We start from the raw sequence: 18,606 nt of genomic DNA on the forward strand, positions 1-18,606 counted from the left end.
GGGCCTTTGCGCTGCACGGCAGCCGTTGCTGCCCGTGACCCGCCTCAGCCCTGTTCGCGCGCAATCGCCCGCCAGCCGATATCGCGGCGGTGGAACTCATGGGCCCAATGGATCGCACCGACGCCGGCGTAGGCGTTGCGCTGTGCCTCGCCCACCGTGCTGCCCAATGCCGCCACGCACAGCACGCGGCCGCCGGCGCTGAGCACCTGGCCCTGCGCGTCCAGCGTGGTGCCGGCATGGAACACCTTGGCCGTCGCGGCGACCGCGTCCAGGCCGTGGATCACATCGCCGGTGATCGGGGTTTCCGGATAGGGCGAGGCGGCCATCACCACGCCGAGGGACGGGCGCGGATCCCACAGCGCCTCCACGGTGTCCAGGCGCTCATCGATCGCCGCTTCGACCAGATCCACCAGGTCCGACTGCAGGCGCAGCATCACCGGCTGGGTTTCCGGGTCGCCAAAGCGCACGTTGAACTCGATCACCTTCGGCGCGCCGCTGGCATCGATCATCAGGCCCGCATAGAGGAAGCCGGTGAACGGAATGCCGTCGGCGATCATGCCCTGCACGGTCGGGTTGACCACCTCGCGCATCACGCGCGCATGCACTTCATCGGTCACCACCGGGGCCGGCGAGTACGCGCCCATGCCGCCGGTGTTCGGCCCGGTGTCGCCGTCGCCGACGCGCTTGTGGTCCTGCGAGGTCGCCATCGGCAGTGCCGTCTTACCGTCTACCATCGAGATGAAGCTGGCTTCTTCGCCGTCCAGGAATTCTTCGATCACCACGCGTGCGCCAGCATCGCCGAACGCATTGCCGGAGAGCATGTCGCGCACCGCGTCCTCGGCCTCGGCCAAGGTCATCGCCACGATCACGCCCTTGCCGGCGGCCAGACCATCGGCCTTGACCACGATCGGTGCGCCTTTCTCACGCAGGTAGGCCAGCGCCGGTTCGATGTCGGTATGCACGGCATAGAACGCGGTCGGGATCTTGTGGCGGGCCAGGAAGTCCTTCGCGTATGCCTTGCTGCCTTCCAGCTGCGCGGCGGCGGCGGTGGGCCCGAAGATGCGGTGCCCGGCGGCGCGGAAGCGATCAACCACACCGGCCACCAGCGGCACTTCCGGGCCGACCACGGTCAGGCCGATGCCTTCGCTGCCGACCAGTGCCAGCAGGCCGTCCAGATCGGTGACCTTGACGTCCACGTTGCGGCACTTGGGCTCGGTGGCGGTGCCTGCATTGCCGGGGGCGACGATGACCTCACGGACCTTCGCGGACTGGGCCAGCTTCCAGGCCAGGGCGTGTTCGCGGCCGCCAGCGCCGATGACCAGGATCTTCAATGCAGTTCTCGCGTAAGAGGGCAGGAACGTGATTTTACGCGGTGCGGGCGGCGGGTGCATTCGGGCGGTCGGTTGCCGTGGCAACCACGGCCTCAGCTGTCGGCGCAGCCGTCGCGCAGGAGGTCATCCGGCACCGGATACGCGCGCTGCCGGGCATCGAAGATGAGGTGGTAGAACTCGGTCGCCGGGCCCGTGCAGTCGTGGCCGCTGGCACGCACCGTCAGCGGCCAGTAGCCATCCACGGCGTTGCTGTCGCCCACCGTCGTGCTGAAGTCGACCGCGAACACGCCCGCGCCGCAGTCGGCCGGATTGCCATCACAGCCGTGCAGGGCGAGATTGTCGAGGTGGTCGCGGTACTGGGCGACATCGCGCAGGCGATGGTTGTGCTCGGCGATGTAACTGCGCCAGACGCGCCGATGGCCCCGCCGGTGTTCCTCGTGGGTGATCTGGAAGGCATGGCGCTGCGGGCCGAGCTGCGCGATCTGGACCGTGCCCGGTGCGCCGTGACGCCCGTAGGGGCCCTGCAGGCGCTGGGCCATCACCAGCAGCGGATCTTTGGCCGGCAGTGGGGCGAACATGCCGCCGCGGTTGGCCTCTTCGTCGTCCTTGCCCACGCGCAGCACATACAGATCGACCCGGCCCGGCTCGACCGTGGCTGCGTCGTCCAGGGTCTGGCACACCGCCAGCAGGGTCTGCTCATGACCGTCGGCCGTGACCGTGTCACGCGCGCACACGCTGCGGGTGACCGGGCGTAGTGCCTCGACCTCGGTGTCCTCCCACGCATCCTTCCACGGCGCATCCAGGACGGCCTTGTCGCCATAGCGCGTGCGAAGGAAGGCCAGCAGGCGCTGGGTGTGATCGCCCCTGACCCGGACGATGTCTTCCGGCTGCGGCGTGGTGATGAGCACACGCTGTGGTTTGGCGGGTTCGGAAGACGCAGGTGTGCGCTCGCAGCCGGCCAGCAGCGCGAGCGCCACACCTGCCAGTGCCCACGAACGGATCACTCGCACCCTTCGCGCTGGAGCGCTTCGGGGAAGGCATACGTCCACGACTTCGGGTCCAGGGTGAAGCGATGTTCGCGCTGCACCGGCTGCCCGCCACACCCCAGGCCGGTCTCTTCGATCACCAGCGGCCACTGTCGCGCCGCCGGATCGCGGCTGTCGAAGGACAAGGTGAAATCGAGATTGAACAGCCGCGCCTGGCACTCCGGTTCCGCATCGGCATCGTCGCAGTCGTAGGCCGCGTTGTTGTCGATATGGCTGCGCATCCCGCCGGCCTCCACCAGCCCATTCGGGCCAGGCAGCACCAGCGTCTGCGTGATCAGCGAATAGCCCTGGCCGAACCAGCCATGCTCGATGCGGAAACCGTAGAAGTCGCTGCCGGCGCGGAGAATCTGCACCGTGCCGGGTTCACCCTGGCTGCCGAAGTTCTGCCCGGTCAGCTCGGCGGCCACGGTAAAGCGGTCCGCCTCGGGGCGCAGCACGAAGAAGTCGATCGCGCCCGGGTCCGGGTGGGCATTCTCGAGGGGTGAGCCGCAGACAGCCAACAGCTGCTGCCAACTGTCGCCGGTCACCACCGGTTGCTCGGCACACACATGCCAATCGGTGAGGCGGGTGTCGCCGTCCTGGGTCCAGCTGCCACGCCATTTTCCTGAGAGCCTGGCGGCCTTGCCGTAGCGCTCGGTCAGGAAGGCCAGCAGGCGCTCCGTGCGGCTGACGTGGGCGAGCGGGGCGGCCTTGGCCGCGGCCGCATCGGGCACTGCCGGGGGCGGTGCCGGTTCACTGGCCGGCGTACAGCCGGTCAACCCTGCAGCGGTGGCGATCACCACTGCTGCGAGGCGGGTGCGCTGCCGTGGAGACATCCGTGTCGATCCGGGCATCAGTGGCGGAAGTGACGCACGCCGGTGAACACCATCGCCAGGCCATGCTCGTCGGCCGCGGCGATCACTTCGTTGTCGCGCATCGAGCCACCCGGCTGGATCACCGCCTTGATGCCGGCCGCAGCAGCGGCATCGATGCCGTCGCGGAACGGGAAGAACGCATCGGAGGCCATCACCGAGCCTTCCACCACCAGGTTCGCATCGGCGGCCTTGATGCCCGCGATGCGCGCCGAGTAGACGCGGCTCATCTGGCCGGCGCCGACACCGATGGTGCGGTTGTCCTTGGCGTAGACGATGGCGTTGGATTTGACGAACTTGGCCACCTTCCAGGCGAACAGCAGATCGGCGAACTGCTTGTCGGTCGGCGCCAGCTTGCTCACCACGGTCAGTTCGTCGCGGCTCATGCCGCGGTTGTCGGCGCTCTGCATCAGCAGGCCCGAACCGATCCGCTTGGTGTCGTAGTTGTTGCGGCCCTGCCCGTGCGGAATGCGCAGCACGCGCACATTGGCCTTCTTCGTGGCGTATTCCAAGGCGGCCGGCTCGTAGTCCGGGGCGATCAGCACTTCAACGAACTGACGGTCCAGGATCACCTGCGTGGTGGCCAGGTCCAGCGGCTGGTTGAAGGCGATGATGCCGCCGAAGGCGCTGGTCGGGTCGGTCGCGTAGGCCAGCTCGTAGGCATCGCCGTTGCCGGCGCCCACGGCCACGCCGCACGGGTTGGCGTGCTTGACGATCACGCAGGCCGGTACGTCGAATTGACGCACGCATTCCCACGCGGCATCGGCATCGGCCAGATTGTTGTAGCTCAGTTCCTTGCCCTGCAGCTGATGGAACGTGGCCAGCGTGCCCGGCACCGGGTACAGGTCGCGATAGAACGCACCGCTCTGGTGCGGGTTCTCGCCGTAGCGCAGATCCATCACCTTCACGAAGTTCGAATTCATCTGCGCCGGGAACTCCGCACGCACCGGCACGGCGGTGTCAGTGGTGGTCACGGCGGAGAGGTAATTGCTGATCGCCGCGTCGTACTGGGCCACGCGGTTGAACGCGGCCACCGAGAAGGCGAAGCGCTTGGCGGCCGAGAGCTTGCCGTCGTTGGCATCCAGCTCGGCCAGCAGCTCGGCGTACTGCGACGGGTCGGTCGCCACGGCCACGCGGGCGAAGTTCTTCGCCGCCGAGCGCAGCATCGCCGGGCCACCGATGTCGATGTTCTCCACGGCATCTTCAAGCGCGCAGTCCGCCTTGGCAGTGACCGACTCGAACGGATACAGGTTCAGCACCAGCAGGTCGATCGCGCCGATGCCGTGGTCGGCCATCACCGCGTCATCCAGTCCGGCACGGCCGAGCAGGCCGCCGTGCACCATCGGGTGCAGGGTCTTGACCCGGCCGTCCATCATTTCCGGGAAGCCGGTGACGTCGGCCACGTCCTTCACTGCCAGGCCGGCCTCGCGGATCGCCTTGGCGGTACCGCCGGTGGACAGCAGCTCCACGTTGCGCGCCGCCAGGGCGCGGGCCAGGTCGATCAGACCGGTTTTGTCGGAAACGGACAGCAGGGCCCGGCGCACGGGCAGCAGATCGGAACTCATGGGGCAGGAGATCGAAGCGGAGCGGGGGCATAGTGTAGGCCAGTGGCGCTGGCATGGCCCCAGAAACGACGAAGGCCGGTACCGAGGGCTGCTCGATCCGGCCTTCTCCCGCCAGGCACGACGCGCGTGCCCCGCTGGCATCAGGTCGCGATGCCGTATTCCTTGAGCTTCTTGCGCAGGGTGGCGCGGTGGATGCCCAGCATCGCCGCGGCGCGGCTCTGGTTGCCTTCGCAGTGGTTGAGCACTTCCACGAACAGCGGAATCTCCATCTCGCGCAGCACGATTTCGTAGACATCGTCCGCATCGCAGCCATCCAGGTCCCGCAGATAGCGCCGGACCGACTGGGCCACGTGTTCGCGCAGGGGTGGCTTGGGCGCGCCACGACTGTTGTCAGGACGAGAAAGGACAGCGTTCAAGGAGTTTCCCGGTGCAAGAGCCGGGGCGGACAACAGCCCACGGCGGAAGGGTGATGGGGCCAGTCTAGCGCGTGCGTCGGCTGCCTGCCACGCTCCGGCGGCGCCGAAGACGCCTCAGAGGAACTCAAAGGTGAATGCGACGGTAGAGGCCGCAGGCTCGCGCACGCGGAAGGCGATCTGCGCGCTTTGCCCCGGTTCCAGCGTAGCGGCCGGGTCCGTGGCGCGGTCCAGATAGTCGGCCGGGCCGAACACATTGGTGCCGATCACGCGGCCATCGGCATCGGACAGCGACAGCCGCAGCGACGGCCAGGCCTGTGCCCAGCGGGCGTCGTTGCGGATGCTCGCCTGCACCTGCAGCGCGCCGGCCTGGCCCGGAACCGGGCGCACATCGCGGCTGAGCATGCTGAAGGCCGCCGGCTCACGCCAGGCCGGCAATGAACAGCGCAGCACGCCGCACAGCCCGGCAATCCACGGGCGGGTGCCGGCATCGGCAGCAAGCCGATCGCGGTCGGCCACGGCGATCTGCACCAGCAGCACGGCGGCCAGCCCGGCGACCATGCCCCACTGCCAGCGCGGCGTGCGCAGGCGCGCACCGGGCAGGCGCAGGAAACTCGGCGTGGTGATGGCGTCGGCTGGCGGCATGGCCGCGGTGGCGCTGCTGCGCGCCTGCTCAGTGAGGGCGTCGGCATCCTCCGGCGGCGCTATCGATGGCGCTGCCGTGTCAGCAGGCGACGTGGCCGCTGACCCGGCGTCGGCCACGGGCGCGCGTTCGGATGGAGGTGGCAGGTCGAGTTCGAACGCCGGTGCCGGGCGCTGCGGCGCGTGCACCGGCTGTGCATCGATCACCTGTTCCACCGCCAGCGGTGCGATGCCATCGTCCACGGGCGACGTCGGCAACGCCGACGCCTCGTCGTGGGACAGCGAAGTCGACTCAGCCGGATCGGTCGGCGCCTCCGGCGACGGACGCAGGAACGTGGCGATCGGGCGTCGCGGCGGCATCGGAGGCTCGGACATGGGCACGGGACCGGGCAGGAGACGGGCTATTCAAGCACGGCGGACGCCGGTGATGCGCATCCAATCGCCGTCCTGCGCCACCGCCAGCTGCTCGAAGGCCGGGGCATAGCGCTCCAGCAGTTCGCCTTCCTGCCCATGCAGGATGCCCGACAGCGCGATGCGACCGCCCGGTGCCACGCGCGCGGCCAGCACGTCGGCCAGTGCATCCAGCGCCGAGGCGAGGATGTTGGCCACCACCACCGGATACGTCGCCTGCGGCTCGTCGTCCGGCAGATAGACCTGCACACGGTCCTGCAGCCCATTGCGCTCGGCGTTGTCACCGGTGGCGAGCACCGCCTGCGGGTCGTTGTCCACGCCGACCGCGCGCGCGGCACCCAGCTTCAGCGCCGCAAGGGCGAGGATGCCCGAGCCGCAGCCGAAATCGAGCACGGTGTTGCCGGCCAGCGCACCCTCGGCGGCGAGGCCGTCCAGCCAGCGCAGGCACAGGGCCGTGGTCGGATGGGTGCCCGAACCGAACGCCAGACCCGGATCCAGACGGACCACGGCGGCATCCTCGGCCTGCGCGGCCTCTGGAAGTTCATGGTTCCACGGCACGATCCAGGTGCGCTCACCGAAGGCCATCGGCTGGAACTGGTCGATCCAGGCGCGTTCCCAGTCTTCGTCGGCCACGGCGCGGAAGCTGGCATTGGCCCAGTCCAGGCCCGGGTCGAAGGCATCCAGCGCGGCCAGCAGGGCCAGCGCGTTGGTGTCGCCCGGGAACAGCGCGGTCAGTACCAGATCGTTCCACAGCGGGGTCTCGCCCACGCCCGGTTCCAGGATCGCGCGCTCGTTGCTGGTGTCGGCATCGGCATCGAGCAGGGTCACCGCCAGCGCGCCCACGTCGTCCAGCGCATTCTCATAGCGCGGCTGGGTGGCTTCGGTGCAGTGCAGGGTGAGTTCCAGGAAGGGCATGGGGGCAGGGACCGGCGGAAAACCGTGCATGTTAGACCAGTGCGGGCCGATGGTCCCGGCGCCGCTCAGGTGCGGGCGTCTCGTTGGCCGGTAAGATCGGCCGGACAGCCGGTTCAGACACCGCTGCGGCCGCTTGCTAAACTTGAATTTCTGCTGTCCATCACCGACAGCCTGTGAACGTTTGCCCATGGCGCTCGTGCCGACCCTGAAAACCTGGTTGCTGGTCGTACCGGCCCTGGCGTTGCTGGGGGTGGTGGGCTACCGCGCGGGCGATCGGGTATTGCATGCCGATCAGGCCGCTGCGCACATGGATGAGCCGCAGGCCGGCAACGCGCCGACGGCGGTCCCGACCGAAGCGCGGCAACTGGCCCGCCGGCTGCTCGGCAGCGAGCGCGGCACCGCTGTGGCATCGGGCCTGCCACTGGACCTGCGCGCCGATATCGAAGGCGATACCGATCTGTTCGCCTATGCACAGCGCCTGCAGCTGCAGGCCGCCAACGGCAACGCCGAGGCCGGGTGGATGGTCAGCCGCGTCTACGACTACTGCGCCATGTACGCGATGGACCCGGGTGGCTACCAGCTCGACAACACGCTGTTGACCGGGCTGGGCATGAGCGCGTCGGCACCGATGGTCGCCGCGCGCGAACGCGTCTCGCGCCGTTGCGCGGGCTTTGTCAGCAGCGACAACCTGGGCCGGCCGTTGATCCTGGCGCAGCGGCTGGAATCGGCCAAGGCCGGCAACCTCGCCGCCGAGGCCTCGCTGTTCGCCGAAGGTCATCCGCTGGAAAACGCACCGGACTATCGTCGCGGGCTGGTCGAGCGGGTGATGGACTCGCGGGATCCGGAAGCCTTCATGGCGCTGGCACCGGGCATGGGCCAGCGCGCCAGCGGTGACAACGCGATGAGTGGCCTGGTGGCCGGCGATCAGTTCAGCGAACTGGCGTGGCGGCTGGCAGCGTGCGAGCTGGGCATGGCCTGCGGGCCGGACAGCGTGCTGATGAACAATTTCTGCGCGAACGGAGGGATCTGTTCGCAGGACGGTGGGCAGGACTTTGCCACTTTTGTGTATGACGCCGCGGTATCGCGGCAAGGTGCGGGGAAAATGAACGTGTTGGTCGAAGAGCTGGTCAAGCAGAGGAATGGGCGATGAATTACCGTCGAATTCTGCACGGTGCCAAATTCTGGTTCTGGGTTGCGTTGTTCGTGGCGTACTCGGCCGGAGCGGTGGGTCTGGTGATGATCGACACCTACGACGATCGTTACCGCAGCCTGTCCAAAGTGCAGCTGACCTCGGTCAAGGCCGATGCCGAAGTGCGTCGTGCCGGTGCCAGCCAGGTCGCTGCGGTGTACCGCGCGCAGAGTGGCATGCCGTTCGCTTCGCTGCCCAGCGGCAGTACCTTCCAGGTGGTGTGGCCCGATGGCTCCACCGAAACGATGGTGATCGTGGATCCGACCTCGTCGCTGGGCGTGGAGCCGGTGAAGAACTCGCAGGTCACTGCGGCGGATACCGCCAAGCCGTAAGCACGCGTCTGTAGGGCCACGCCATGCGTGGCTGCGGTATGCAGGCGGCCTGTCACGCGTACGCCAACCACGGGTTGGCCCTACCGCGTTTGTGTCCTCTGGCAGCGCGGTTCGCGCAAACAAAAAGGCGGGGAGATCCCCGCCTTTCTGCTGTCCGGCATACCGCGCAGAGCAAGCGATCAGGTCAACGCGATCGACTTGTTCTTGCGTTCGGCCAAGCGCTTTTCCAGGTAGTGGATGTTCTGCCCACCGGCCTGGAAGCCCTTGTCGCGCATGATGCGCTGCTGCAGCGCGACGTTGGTCTTGATGCCGTCCACGACCAGCTCGCTCAGCGCCACGCGCATGCGCGCGATCGCCGTCTCGCGATCCGGGCCGTGCACGATCAGCTTGCCGATCATCGAGTCATAGTTCGGCGGCACGCGGTAACCACTGTAGATGTGGGTATCCACACGCACACCGGGGCCACCCGGCGGATGGAACGCGGTGATCTGGCCCGGGCTCGGCACGAAGGTCTCGGCGTCTTCGGCGTTGATGCGGCACTCGATCGCATGACCGGTCAGCACCACGTCGCTCTGCTTGATCGACAGCTTCTGGCCGGCGGCGATGCGCAGCTGCTCGCAGACCAGGTCGATGCCGGTCACCATCTCCGTCACCGGATGCTCCACCTGCACGCGGGTGTTCATTTCGATGAAGTAGAAGCGGCCGCCTTCGAACAGGAACTCGAAGGTGCCCGCGCCGCGGTAGCCGATGCGGATGCAGGCTTCCACGCAGACCTTGCCGATCTCTTCGCGCAGCTCGGTGGTGATGCCCGGTGCCGGCGCTTCTTCCACCACTTTCTGGTGGCGGCGCTGCATCGAGCAGTCGCGTTCACCGAGGTGGATGGCATTGCCCTGGCCATCGGCAAGCACCTGGATTTCCACGTGGCGCGGATTCTCCAGGAACTTCTCCATGTAGACCTGATCGTTGCTGAAAGCGGCCTTGGCTTCGGACTTGGTGGTCTCGATCGCCGCCTTCAACGAGGCTTCGGCGTGCACCACGCGCATGCCACGGCCGCCACCGCCACCGGAGGCCTTGATGATGACCGGGTAGCCGATCTCACGGGCGATCTTGGTGTTGGCCACGATGTCGTCGGTCAGCGGGCCGCCCGAGCCGGGCACGCACGGCACGCCGGCGGCCTTCATCGCACGGATCGCTTCCACCTTGTCGCCCATCAGGCGGATGGTGTCGGCTTTGGGGCCGATGAAGATGAAACCGGATTCTTCCACGCGCTCGGCGAAGTCGGCGTTTTCCGACAGGAAGCCGTAGCCCGGGTGGATGGCCTGGGCGTCGGTGACTTCCGCCGCGGCGATCAGGGCCGGGATGTTGAGGTAGCTCTCCGAGGACGGTGCCGGACCGATGCAGACCGACTCGTCGGCCATGGCCACGTGCTTGAGGTTGCGGTCGACCGTGGAATGCACAGCCACCGTGCGGATGCCAAGGGTATGGCACGCGCGCAGGATGCGCAGCGCGATCTCCCCTCGGTTGGCAATAACGACTTTGTCGAGCATGGACTAATCCTTAGCCGATCACGAACAGCGGCTGGTCGAATTCGACCGGCTGGCCGTTTTCGCCCAGGATGGCGACGATGGTGCCGGAGACATCGGCTTCGATCGGGTTGAACATCTTCATCGCTTCGATGATCGCCAGCGTTTCACCGACCTTGACCGCCTGGCCGACCGACACGAAGGCCGGCTTGTCCGGCGAGGACGACGAATAGAAGGTGCCGACCATCGGCGCGCGCAGCACGTGGCCATCGGGCAGGGCATTGCCGGCCTTGGCGGTGCCACCGGTGGACGCCTCGGTCGGCGACTGCATCGGCATTGCCGGTGCAGCGGCCTGGGCCGGTGCCGGGGCCATCATCATCTGCGGCTGGGCCTGGACCATGCCGTAGCCGGAGACGGGCGCGCGCGACAGGCGCACGGACTCTTCGCCTTCCTTGATTTCGATTTCGGCGAGGTTCGACTCTTCCAGCAGGTCGATCAGTTTCTTGATTTTGCGGAGATCCATAGGGGCCTCTTTAGCTCGTGGTGTCAGTGTGGTGGGAAGCGCGATGCGCTCGGGTCAAAGCAATTCGTAGAAATCGCGCAGCTGCCGCGTACGGTCGCGCGCAAGGGTGGTGAGGCAGCGCATCTGCGCGCCATTGCGCGAGGTGCCATCGGCGTTGAAGGCGTAGACCGCATCGCAATCGTGATCGCGCAGCTGCATCCACGCGCGCTGGGCCAGGATCAGCTGCTTTTCCGCATCGGCGCAGTGCGTGCAGGCGCCTTCGGCCGCCTGGCTGCGTAACTGCTGGCGCGCCTGGGCGTACACCGCGTTCAATTCGGTATCGGCCTCGCTGGCCACATCCGAGGCGCACAGGTCCGATTCCATGGTGCCGCTCGGCTGCGCGCAGTCGATGCCTTCCGCGCTGCGATCCGCGGCGATGGCGGCGCCGCACAGGCAGCCCCACAGCGCGACGCTGGCGAGGACACGCGGCAGCGTCATCACGCGGAGGTCGCCGCCAGCCGGGTCAGCGCCGCATCCATCGCATAGCGATAGCTGTCCGCTCCGAACCCACAGATCACCCCGACCGCCTTGTCGCTGAAATAGCTGTGCTGGCGGAAGGGCTCGCGCGCATGCGGATTGGACAGGTGGATCTCGATGAACGGCACGTCCACCGCGGCCAGCGCATCGCGCAGGGCCACCGAAGTGTGGGTGAAGGCCGCCGGGTTGATCAGGATGAAGGCCGTGCCGTCAACGCGGGCGGCCTGCACCCGATCGACCAGCACGTGCTCGGCATTGGACTGCAGGCTCTCCAGGGCATGGCCGGCGGCCTGCGCCTGGGCCAGCAGGGCCTGGTCGATCTGCGCCAGCGTGGTGTGCCCATAGACCCCCGGCTCGCGCGTGCCGAGCAGGTTGAGGTTGGGGCCATGCAGGACCAGCAGTTTCGCCATGGGTGCCGAACAACAGGAAAGGGCGGAGTCTGGCGGAACTGGTGGATCGTGTCCAGTTCGACGAAGTTACGCGCGTTTCAAGCGGATGTTTGAAAGTTGTGCGGGACCGTTGCGGTTGCACGGTGTCCGCAGCTGTGCGGCCCAGCATAGTTGGTGGGAATTCCCACCAACTATGACGCGCGCTCACCATAGTTAGTGGAGATAGGGCCGCTAGTGACCGGAAGCGGACATAGAGGTGAGCAATGGATGAGTGATGTTTCGCCAGTGGCAGGGGATGGACGCTTTCGACCAAGAGCAGAGATCCTTACCGTAGGCTTTGCGAAGCAGCGCATGCGGCAAGTGCATACACGGGGTTGGGACAGCCTGACCTACTCAGTACCGGGATAAGACCAGCCGGCGCCACCCCGCTGTATTACTGGAACGTTGCCCGGAGGAGCCTGCCCCATGGGTGCCCAAGACCCCAAGGCCCCAAGGCACAGAGACTTCAGTGGCCCGAGGTCCTGAGGTTCTAGAGCCCTAAGTGCGAAGGTCTGAGAGACCCCACCGGCCTTCAATGGCGGGCCAATAGACCCCAAGGACCCCAAGGGGCTCAAGCGGACTATGCGTACCCCGGGCCATGCCGAGCCCCTCCGTAAGGGCACCTTTAGGTCTCAACTTCCTAGTCGATTCGGGCGATTTACGACTTGTCCTCTAGGTTCTCAGCCGGTGAGACAACAAACCCACATTATGCCCTTGTGAAAGTGAGACGTAGCCCGCACTTCTGCATTTAGACGTACCGGCGGGCTGACCCCTCGTCGGGTGGTCCGCCGTAATTGAATCGATGCGGATACCGGGAAGTAGCTCATTTATGTGCAACGCCGTATGACTCAATCAAGGGAGTGTTCTATGGATAGCTCGGCACCAAAGTCGCGGTTGGAAGTGCTGTTGAAGGACATTGATTTGCCCGAAGGAGCCTATAAGCGAGCGGAGGGTCGATACCACGACCTCGCAAGCTGGATTTCTAGGGATGGCTCTACTCTCGCATCCTATGACGCGCACATCTTCGTCCAAGGCTCGTTTGCTCTGGGGACGGCAATTAGACCAGTCAATCCTGAAGAGGAATACGACCTGGACTTTAGTTGCAAGTTGCGTAAAGGCATCTCCCGAGAGTCGCACTCCCAGGCGGACCTTAAGGAGATGATTCGCTTCGAGTTGGAGGGCTATCGTAAATCAAGGGGAATTCAAAGCCAGCTCGAATCGAAGCATCGGTGCTGGCGCCTGAGCTACCAAGATGAGCTCGCCTTCCACATGGATGTCGTCCCAGGCCTCCGCGCAGATGACAAGCGCCGCTCTGTGCTCACGGAACGCATGGTGCACGCTGGCGTGAACCGGTCTTTGGCTGAAGAAGTCGCGCGTAGAGCGCTCTGGATCACTGACGACCAGCGTGACAACTTCAAGGAGCTGACGGAAGACTGGCCATCAAGTAACCCTGGCGGCTATCAGAAATGGTTCACCTCCCGCATGGAGCCTACAGGCTTCCGCGCATTGGCTGAGGCGCGGGTCGATCCCGTCCCGGTGTATCGCGCTCGTCAGCCTTTGCAGCAGACGGTACAGCTACTAAAGCGTCACCGGGACGTGATGTTTGCAGAGCAACTGGACTTGAAGCCGGCGTCCATTCTAATAACCACGATCGCGGGATTGGCTTGCGTGCCAGGAGAGTCTCTTGACGCCACGTTGGGTCGGGCTCTTCACGGGCTGAAAGAAGTGCGTGATCGCCAAGCTACGCAGATTCTCAATCCGATCAACCCGCACGAGAATTTCGCAGATCGATGGACGGGCCCTAACTGCCCACTTCGACGCAACTTCTACCAATGGATTGACTCGGCGCTGGTCGCGTTCGCCGCTTGGCGGACAATCAATGTTCCCCAGCGGCTCATTGAGGTTGCCAAGGATGATTTCGAGGTGTCTCTCGGCGCAGATGCCGCACGGGCCCTATCCGGGGGCGTGACGCTGGCTCCGACTGCGCGTCAGGTCGCGATTGATGCGCCCCCGGCGCCTTGGCGCGGATAAAGGGGATGGATTTCGCCGAGACGGAGATCTGCAGGTTGCTCGATGCATTCCCGCGACTGCGTCGGCGCCCTGTCCATCAGCCAGGGATTGCTCTTCTTGAAGGATTTATTTCTTTCGAGGCGTCACCACCTGGAAAGCCTACGATCATCGACGAGTATCGAGTTCGTATCGAAGTTCCGCTGCTCTCGTCGTCGGAACCGCCCAAAGCTTACGAACTGGGTGGACGGATTCCGCGTGCCGCAGATAGCCACGTGAATCCTGATGGTGATCTATGCTTAGGGTCTCCCCTTAGAGTGCTGGCCGTTCTGGGCTCCAGGCCGACTCTGATCGCATTTGTCGAGAAGTGTCTCGTGCCATTCCTGTACGCAGCGTCATGGCGAGAGCAAGGCCTGCCAGGATTCCCGTTCGATGAACTTGCACATGGCGCTGCGGGACTTGTCGACGACTATGAGCGAATCTTCTCGATCAAGGGCCTGGAACGCGTTGCCTACACTTTGCATCTGCTTGCAAAGCGGAAGCGAGTAGCCAACAAAATGTTCTGCCCATGCGGCTGCGGGCTTCGGCTGGCAAAGTGCAAGATCCATGCTTCATTGGTGGTCTTTCGACGCCTTGCGCCAAGATCCTTCTACCGACGTCAAGCGCGGGTTGTATTTCAAGCAGGCAGTCCGCCGAAGAATCTCTCTAGGCGAGCAGCTCCGTCCCCACTAAAGGTGCGATCGGTCCGTACGCAACATCCGTTGTTGATTGGTCTGGCGAACTGACTATCTTGAGGCTTCAATGAGCTGGAATTCAAAGCTACAGGACTGGGTATCCCTCTTGGTTCACTGGATCACCCGTCGTCGCCACCCAAGCAGGTTCATGCTGCAAGCGGGTGTAGGTATGGTCGCGGCGAGCTTGGCCGGAGGTTGGACTTTTGGTGTGCGCGGCTCCTCCGGCGCCCTTCACTTGGCGGGCTTCGCCTCGACCAGCGATGGTCTTCCAAAATCTCTGCTGGTGGTTGTGCTGTTCTTTGGCTTGTTACTAGTCTTGACTGGCGCCGGCGTACTACTGTTTGACTGGAAATCCTTCAGAAAAGCCGCGGAACGTAGCGCGGTCGTCGTCGTGGAGCTTAGAGGCCTCATCGATACCTCGGACAGTTCGCTCCTGAAATCTGTACCCCGTGGCCTGATCGGCCAGAGGCTCGATGCGCTCATTGATGTTCGGGAACTGGCAGTGGCAGGTGCGATTAAGCATGCGATGCAAAAGGTCGTCGCGATGCCGGACCTGATCAGGCTCCTTCGCGGATCCCGCGCGAAATCCGATGTGCAAGTGGTGGTCGGAGGAGTGCTGCATGTGCCGCTCCTATTCCTTGCCGGTGCCATGCTCGACGACGAAGGCAGGGTTCTACCATTCGACTGGGACCGAGTATCAGAAGTCTGGAAGCCGCTCGATGAGCCTGATGATGGTGAGCGTTTTACAATTTCTGGAATGGACGAGTTGCTAAGCGGAACGCCCCACGTAGTACTCGCTATTTCCGCGTCCTATCTGAGCGACGCCTTCGCCATCAAAGATTCTTTTGGCGAAGTGCCTGTGGTGTCGCTGTCGCTGGCAAACCCACTGCCTGGTACGCTCTGGTCGGGTGCAAAACAGGATGCACTGGCAGCGCAGTTTACGGCTACAGTTGCAACTCTTGGCAACAAAGGGGTCAAAAGGATCTCGTTGGTTCTGGCCGCGTCTAGTACTCTGGCGCTTCGAGTGGGGCGTGCCTACGATCGCAGGAACATGCCGGAGATCGCCTGCTATCAATACGAGCGTGAACTTACGCCAGCATATCCTTGGTCGGTTCTGATTGGACCAAGCGATGTGGAACTCATCCCCACCACGTCAGAAGATGTGACCTCCTGATAGGCTGCAGCGAGGGCGCATTGAGCTAGGAGGCGCGAGTCGGTGCCATCCATAGATTTGCAATATATCTACTGAACCTGCCTAGGGTAGCTGTACGCGGAGAGTTGCCTCAACTCCGGCACCCCATCACTGAGTGAGGGCAAGGGGAGTTTGAAATCTCACGCTCTTTGTACTGGCTAGACTTAAAAGACGAAAATTGCGTCATACATGGAGTTCTCGGATCTCTACGGTCCTTAGGCACTTCGGATCGGATAGTCCCATTGCGGCCCAAGACTTCTTTCAAGGCGAACCCGCTTCGCGACGCGCCTTAACTTTGGCACTGCGAATGTCCCCCTTGGCCGATAGCGGACTAACGCGAGCTAGTTGTCGTCTAGGAAATCTTGGCGATTCACCTGTTTCCGATGGGAACTTAAAAATTCTTAAAGGGTGCGAAGGAAGGGTCTATTCTCACTGCCTCCGCCCTACGCCTTGCATGTCGCTGCCTGCTAACGGGGTTGGCCATAGCTCGTTGGCCGCTCACACATCACAGGCACGAGGAAGATGTCCAAGTGCCCTTTATCGCGGGCCAGCGAAACACCTGTATAGACAGGTCAGAAGGGAAAATCGATCCACTCTACGAGCTCTTCAAGTTCAGCAGCATGCTTGCTGTTTCCTCGATTCTTGTGCACGCCGATCAACTTGGAGATCTGCTCGCGAGCGGAGGGCTTCACATCCTCTGGAAGCTTGGCAAGCTCATTTGCGACATATCGCACCGCCAGCGCGGGAGCTGTCGCCGCTCGTATGTATCGAAGCATAGGGCTAAGGAACTTAGGGAGCGTTTCAACAGTGAGAAATGGACCGATTCCCGCCAGCTCGCCGAAGGGAATGCTATCTCCTTGCTCAGCCAGGAAGCCGATCAGGTAGTCGACTACGACTGGCCGCATGTGGTCGTCGAGGTGCTCTAGATCAGTAGGGCGGAAGAATGCAGTGCGATGACGGGCGATCTCTGTCGCTTCGCCGTTACGAATTAGGGTATAGAACTGGAGCGTCGTCACGCCGGCGAGCTCCGGACTTTCCTTGATAGCGAGCCGATAGGCAGCAGAAATTCTGCCAGGAAGTGCGGCGTCCCACTCGAAGTCATCATATATGAGGCTTTCCGCATATGCCTTCGGAAGCACATCAAGCATCAAGCGTTGCTTTTCCTTATCCGCAATGTCGCGAAGAAGATGCGGAAGAATGGCGATTGAGCCGCCGTCCCGTTGGATCTTTCGCAGCAGCTGCTCGGCTGTCAGTCCCACCTTTGCTTTGCGCGATGCCGCGACCTCTAAGACTATCCTCCCCACCAGTGCTGTGACAATCAAGGCGTTGCTCTGGTCCGGCGCTGCGACGCTATCGCGCACTACTTTCCCCGGGTGAATAAGGTTCCTGTAATCCTTGACAGCGCTGCAGAGCTTGGCAGTGGTCTCGGTAATTTCGTGCTGGGCTTCGCACTCAGAGATGACCTGCTGAAGCATGAGTTTCCTGATTCGCGCTGCTTCAGTCTCAGGTGACAGCCATTCCAAGTGTTCAACGAGGACTGCTTCAATGAGGCTTCCGGCAAGCACCATTGACGCCTTCCATGCCCGGGCTTCCAAGCAAGCCTGCATCTCGGCGAAATCAGCTTCCAAGAGCACACGGTATGGTTCTGCGGTGATGTAGTCGAAGCGGTTCGCTTGGCCCTCGCTCACTGGAAGTCCTCTTTCGCTTGTCAATTATTTTTACGCCTGCGCAGAAGTGCTTGCCCGCCAACGCTGCCCGGGGGGCGACGAGCCGAACGTCCACGACTACCAAGTGGGTGCCCGTTGCTCCATGTCGACAGAAAGGATGAGCGGGATTTCCTCGGCCTGTCAATGTTTTTTCGCCAACTTGCCGGGAAAATGCAATTAATTGATTAATTGATTTGAGAGAATTGGGAGGGCTTAGACTCATTTTCCAAGTGCAACACCCGCTAACCAGTAGGGTGTCAGCATGTCCAGGCATTACAGCCATTTGAGCGCGGAAGAACGCGCCGTTGTCCAGATCGAGATCCAGGATGGCAAGAGCATGCGATCCATCGCCAGGCGCTTGGGCCGCAGTCCCTCGACCCTGAGCCGCGAGGTGGCCCGGCAAGGTGCGGCGACGTACAGCGCCGCCGAGGCCGGCAAAGCCTATCGCACGCGCCGACTACGCTCTGTTCGGCGTCGAAGGCTTGTCGAGGGCAGCGAGCTGTCTCAGTTCGTTCGTGATCACTTGGTGCTGTATCGCTGGTCGCCCCAGCAGATTGCTGCCAAGCTTCGCGACATGCACCCGGACGATTCCAGCCATCGCGTCAGCCACGAGACTATTTACGCCAGCATCTATGCCTACCCGCGCGGAGGGCTGAAGAAAGAGCTGGTGGAAGCGCTTCGGCGGAGTAAGCCGAAGCGAGGTCTACGCCGCACGACAGCAGCCAAGCGGACGTGGGTTCCTGAGCAGCTGCGTATCGTGCATCGCCCGGAAGAAGTGCAGCAGCGACTGGTTCCGGGCCACTGGGAAGGCGACTTGATCAAGGGCGCCTTCAACCGCTCCTGCGTAGGGACGCTGGTCGAAAGAAAGACGCGTTTTGTGATCATCTGCAAGATGGACGGCTGCACGGCTGAAGCGGCACTGGAGGGCTTCAGTCGCCAACTAAAGAAGCTGCCCGAATCCATGCGCACTAGTTTGACCTACGACCGAGGCACGGAGCTGACGTGCTACCCAGAGCTGATGGACCGCCTGGATATCGACGTGTGGTTTGCTGATCCACACGCGCCGTGGCAGCGCGGCAGCAACGAAAACACCAACGGATTGCTTCGGCAGTTCCTGCCCAAGGGCATCGATCTTTCGAGCGCAAGCCAGGAATATCTCAGCCACGTTGCGATGCTCATGAACACACGACCACGTCAGACGCTGGGCTGGAAGACACCTGCCGAAGTGATGGACAAAGAGATCGCAGAATTCAGATCACGTGTTGCGCTTGCTTCTTGAGAC

The 18,606-nt window shown here is 63.7% G+C and carries 18 protein-coding genes; 5 read left to right on the top strand and 13 right to left on the bottom strand.

The window, feature by feature from the left end; translation table 11 throughout:
- Positions 1 to 44: 44 nt before the first annotated feature.
- From purD to prmA, 7 genes are all read right to left on the bottom strand, one after another.
- Positions 45 to 1,331, bottom strand: coding sequence for a phosphoribosylamine--glycine ligase (gene purD, locus ACWV8V_RS13355; RefSeq protein WP_455899938.1), 1,287 nt, complete (start codon positions 1,329 to 1,331; stop codon positions 45 to 47).
- A 92-nt stretch (positions 1,332 to 1,423) separates the two neighbouring features.
- The gene (locus tag ACWV8V_RS13360; protein WP_455899939.1) at positions 1,424 to 2,335 is read right to left on the bottom strand and encodes a hypothetical protein; all 912 of its coding nucleotides are present in this window, start codon (positions 2,333 to 2,335) and stop codon (positions 1,424 to 1,426) included.
- Entirely contained in the window at positions 2,332 to 3,192 is an 861-nt protein-coding gene (locus tag ACWV8V_RS13365) for a hypothetical protein (protein ID WP_455899940.1), read from the bottom strand. The genes ACWV8V_RS13360 and ACWV8V_RS13365 overlap by 4 nt, the downstream gene beginning before the upstream one ends.
- A gap of 17 nt (positions 3,193 to 3,209) precedes the next feature.
- The gene (gene purH / locus ACWV8V_RS13370; protein ID WP_455899941.1) at positions 3,210 to 4,793 is read right to left on the bottom strand and encodes a bifunctional phosphoribosylaminoimidazolecarboxamide formyltransferase/IMP cyclohydrolase; all 1,584 of its coding nucleotides are present in this window, start codon (positions 4,791 to 4,793) and stop codon (positions 3,210 to 3,212) included.
- 140 nt (positions 4,794 to 4,933) lie between these two features.
- Positions 4,934 to 5,209 carry a DNA-binding transcriptional regulator Fis gene (fis, locus tag ACWV8V_RS13375; protein ID WP_038685853.1) on the bottom strand — a complete coding sequence of 92 codons (276 nt, stop codon included), beginning with the start codon at positions 5,207 to 5,209 and terminating at the stop codon, positions 4,934 to 4,936.
- A gap of 114 nt (positions 5,210 to 5,323) precedes the next feature.
- A complete protein-coding gene (locus ACWV8V_RS13380) occupies positions 5,324 to 6,223 on the bottom strand; it encodes a DUF3426 domain-containing protein (protein ID WP_455899942.1) in 900 nt (299 codons plus the stop codon).
- 30 nt (positions 6,224 to 6,253) lie between these two features.
- Positions 6,254 to 7,174 carry a 50S ribosomal protein L11 methyltransferase gene (gene prmA / locus ACWV8V_RS13385; RefSeq protein ID WP_455899943.1) on the bottom strand — a complete coding sequence of 307 codons (921 nt, stop codon included), beginning with the start codon at positions 7,172 to 7,174 and terminating at the stop codon, positions 6,254 to 6,256.
- A gap of 187 nt (positions 7,175 to 7,361) precedes the next feature.
- Between prmA and ACWV8V_RS13390 the strand changes: the two genes are divergently transcribed.
- Together ACWV8V_RS13390 and ACWV8V_RS13395 are read left to right on the top strand one after the other, a co-directional pair.
- Entirely contained in the window at positions 7,362 to 8,324 is a 963-nt protein-coding gene (locus ACWV8V_RS13390) for a hypothetical protein (RefSeq protein ID WP_455899944.1), read from the top strand.
- Positions 8,321 to 8,695: a hypothetical protein gene (locus tag ACWV8V_RS13395; RefSeq protein WP_259258890.1), complete on the top strand. Its 375-nt coding sequence runs from the start codon at positions 8,321 to 8,323 to the stop codon at positions 8,693 to 8,695. The genes ACWV8V_RS13390 and ACWV8V_RS13395 overlap by 4 nt, the downstream gene beginning before the upstream one ends.
- Positions 8,696 to 8,874: 179 nt before the next feature.
- Here the strand turns inward: ACWV8V_RS13395 and accC are convergent, their stop codons facing one another.
- From accC to aroQ, 4 genes are read right to left on the bottom strand one after another with little or no spacing between them, the layout of a single operon-like run.
- Positions 8,875 to 10,242 (bottom strand): acetyl-CoA carboxylase biotin carboxylase subunit, encoded by a 1,368-nt coding sequence (gene accC, locus ACWV8V_RS13400; protein WP_455899945.1) that lies wholly within the window; start codon positions 10,240 to 10,242, stop codon positions 8,875 to 8,877.
- A gap of 10 nt (positions 10,243 to 10,252) precedes the next feature.
- Entirely contained in the window at positions 10,253 to 10,741 is a 489-nt protein-coding gene (gene accB, locus ACWV8V_RS13405) for an acetyl-CoA carboxylase biotin carboxyl carrier protein (RefSeq protein ID WP_455899946.1), read from the bottom strand.
- Positions 10,742 to 10,795: 54 nt separating this feature from the next.
- Positions 10,796 to 11,218, bottom strand: a complete 423-nt coding sequence (locus tag ACWV8V_RS13410; RefSeq protein WP_455899947.1) for a lysozyme inhibitor LprI family protein — start codon at positions 11,216 to 11,218, stop codon at positions 10,796 to 10,798.
- Positions 11,218 to 11,667, bottom strand: coding sequence for a type II 3-dehydroquinate dehydratase (gene aroQ / locus ACWV8V_RS13415; RefSeq protein WP_346467727.1), 450 nt, complete (start codon positions 11,665 to 11,667; stop codon positions 11,218 to 11,220). The genes ACWV8V_RS13410 and aroQ overlap by 1 nt, the downstream gene beginning before the upstream one ends.
- A gap of 885 nt (positions 11,668 to 12,552) precedes the next feature.
- On the opposite strand from aroQ, the gene ACWV8V_RS13420 reads away from it, so the two are divergent.
- The gene (locus tag ACWV8V_RS13420) at positions 12,553 to 13,716 is read left to right on the top strand and encodes a nucleotidyltransferase domain-containing protein (RefSeq protein WP_455899948.1); all 1,164 of its coding nucleotides are present in this window, start codon (positions 12,553 to 12,555) and stop codon (positions 13,714 to 13,716) included.
- A gap of 371 nt (positions 13,717 to 14,087) precedes the next feature.
- On the opposite strand, the gene ACWV8V_RS13425 is transcribed toward ACWV8V_RS13420, so the two are convergent.
- Complete coding sequence (locus tag ACWV8V_RS13425) at positions 14,088 to 14,300, bottom strand: hypothetical protein (protein WP_455899949.1); 213 nt, start codon at positions 14,298 to 14,300, stop codon at positions 14,088 to 14,090.
- A 193-nt stretch (positions 14,301 to 14,493) separates the two neighbouring features.
- On the opposite strand from ACWV8V_RS13425, the gene ACWV8V_RS13430 reads away from it, so the two are divergent.
- Positions 14,494 to 15,600, top strand: coding sequence for an SAVED domain-containing protein (locus ACWV8V_RS13430; protein WP_455899950.1), 1,107 nt, complete (start codon positions 14,494 to 14,496; stop codon positions 15,598 to 15,600).
- 590 nt (positions 15,601 to 16,190) lie between these two features.
- Here ACWV8V_RS13430 and ACWV8V_RS13435 read toward each other — a convergent pair.
- A complete protein-coding gene (locus ACWV8V_RS13435; RefSeq protein WP_455899951.1) occupies positions 16,191 to 17,306 on the bottom strand; it encodes a hypothetical protein in 1,116 nt (371 codons plus the stop codon).
- A 280-nt stretch (positions 17,307 to 17,586) separates the two neighbouring features.
- Here ACWV8V_RS13435 and ACWV8V_RS13440 point away from each other — a divergent pair, with 280 nt between their 5' ends.
- The gene (locus tag ACWV8V_RS13440) at positions 17,587 to 18,603 is read left to right on the top strand and encodes an IS30 family transposase (RefSeq protein ID WP_455899952.1); all 1,017 of its coding nucleotides are present in this window, start codon (positions 17,587 to 17,589) and stop codon (positions 18,601 to 18,603) included.
- Positions 18,604 to 18,606 lie beyond the last annotated feature (3 nt).

The sequence above is a fragment of the Stenotrophomonas sp. Ker107b genome (assembly GCF_053847245.1).

What these genes read in the sequence shown, in the direction of transcription:
- accC (WP_455899945.1), bottom strand. Translation starts at nt 10,242, where the DNA reads ATGCTCGACAAAGTCGTTATTGCCAACCGAGGGGAGATCGCGCTGCGC.
- ACWV8V_RS13410 (WP_455899947.1), bottom strand. Translation starts at nt 11,218, where the DNA reads ATGACGCTGCCGCGTGTCCTCGCCAGCGTCGCGCTGTGGGGCTGCCTG.
- ACWV8V_RS13440 (WP_455899952.1), top strand. Translation starts at nt 17,587, where the DNA reads ATGTCCAGGCATTACAGCCATTTGAGCGCGGAAGAACGCGCCGTTGTC.
- ACWV8V_RS13380 (WP_455899942.1), bottom strand. Translation starts at nt 6,223, where the DNA reads ATGTCCGAGCCTCCGATGCCGCCGCGACGCCCGATCGCCACGTTCCTG.
- ACWV8V_RS13430 (WP_455899950.1), top strand. Translation starts at nt 14,494, where the DNA reads ATGAGCTGGAATTCAAAGCTACAGGACTGGGTATCCCTCTTGGTTCAC.
- ACWV8V_RS13425 (WP_455899949.1), bottom strand. Translation starts at nt 14,300, where the DNA reads ATGGATCTTGCACTTTGCCAGCCGAAGCCCGCAGCCGCATGGGCAGAA.
- ACWV8V_RS13420 (WP_455899948.1), top strand. Translation starts at nt 12,553, where the DNA reads ATGGATAGCTCGGCACCAAAGTCGCGGTTGGAAGTGCTGTTGAAGGAC.
- ACWV8V_RS13365 (WP_455899940.1), bottom strand. Translation starts at nt 3,192, where the DNA reads ATGTCTCCACGGCAGCGCACCCGCCTCGCAGCAGTGGTGATCGCCACC.
- aroQ (WP_346467727.1), bottom strand. Translation starts at nt 11,667, where the DNA reads ATGGCGAAACTGCTGGTCCTGCATGGCCCCAACCTCAACCTGCTCGGC.
- prmA (WP_455899943.1), bottom strand. Translation starts at nt 7,174, where the DNA reads ATGCCCTTCCTGGAACTCACCCTGCACTGCACCGAAGCCACCCAGCCG.
- accB (WP_455899946.1), bottom strand. Translation starts at nt 10,741, where the DNA reads ATGGATCTCCGCAAAATCAAGAAACTGATCGACCTGCTGGAAGAGTCG.
- ACWV8V_RS13395 (WP_259258890.1), top strand. Translation starts at nt 8,321, where the DNA reads ATGAATTACCGTCGAATTCTGCACGGTGCCAAATTCTGGTTCTGGGTT.
- purH (WP_455899941.1), bottom strand. Translation starts at nt 4,793, where the DNA reads ATGAGTTCCGATCTGCTGCCCGTGCGCCGGGCCCTGCTGTCCGTTTCC.
- ACWV8V_RS13390 (WP_455899944.1), top strand. Translation starts at nt 7,362, where the DNA reads ATGGCGCTCGTGCCGACCCTGAAAACCTGGTTGCTGGTCGTACCGGCC.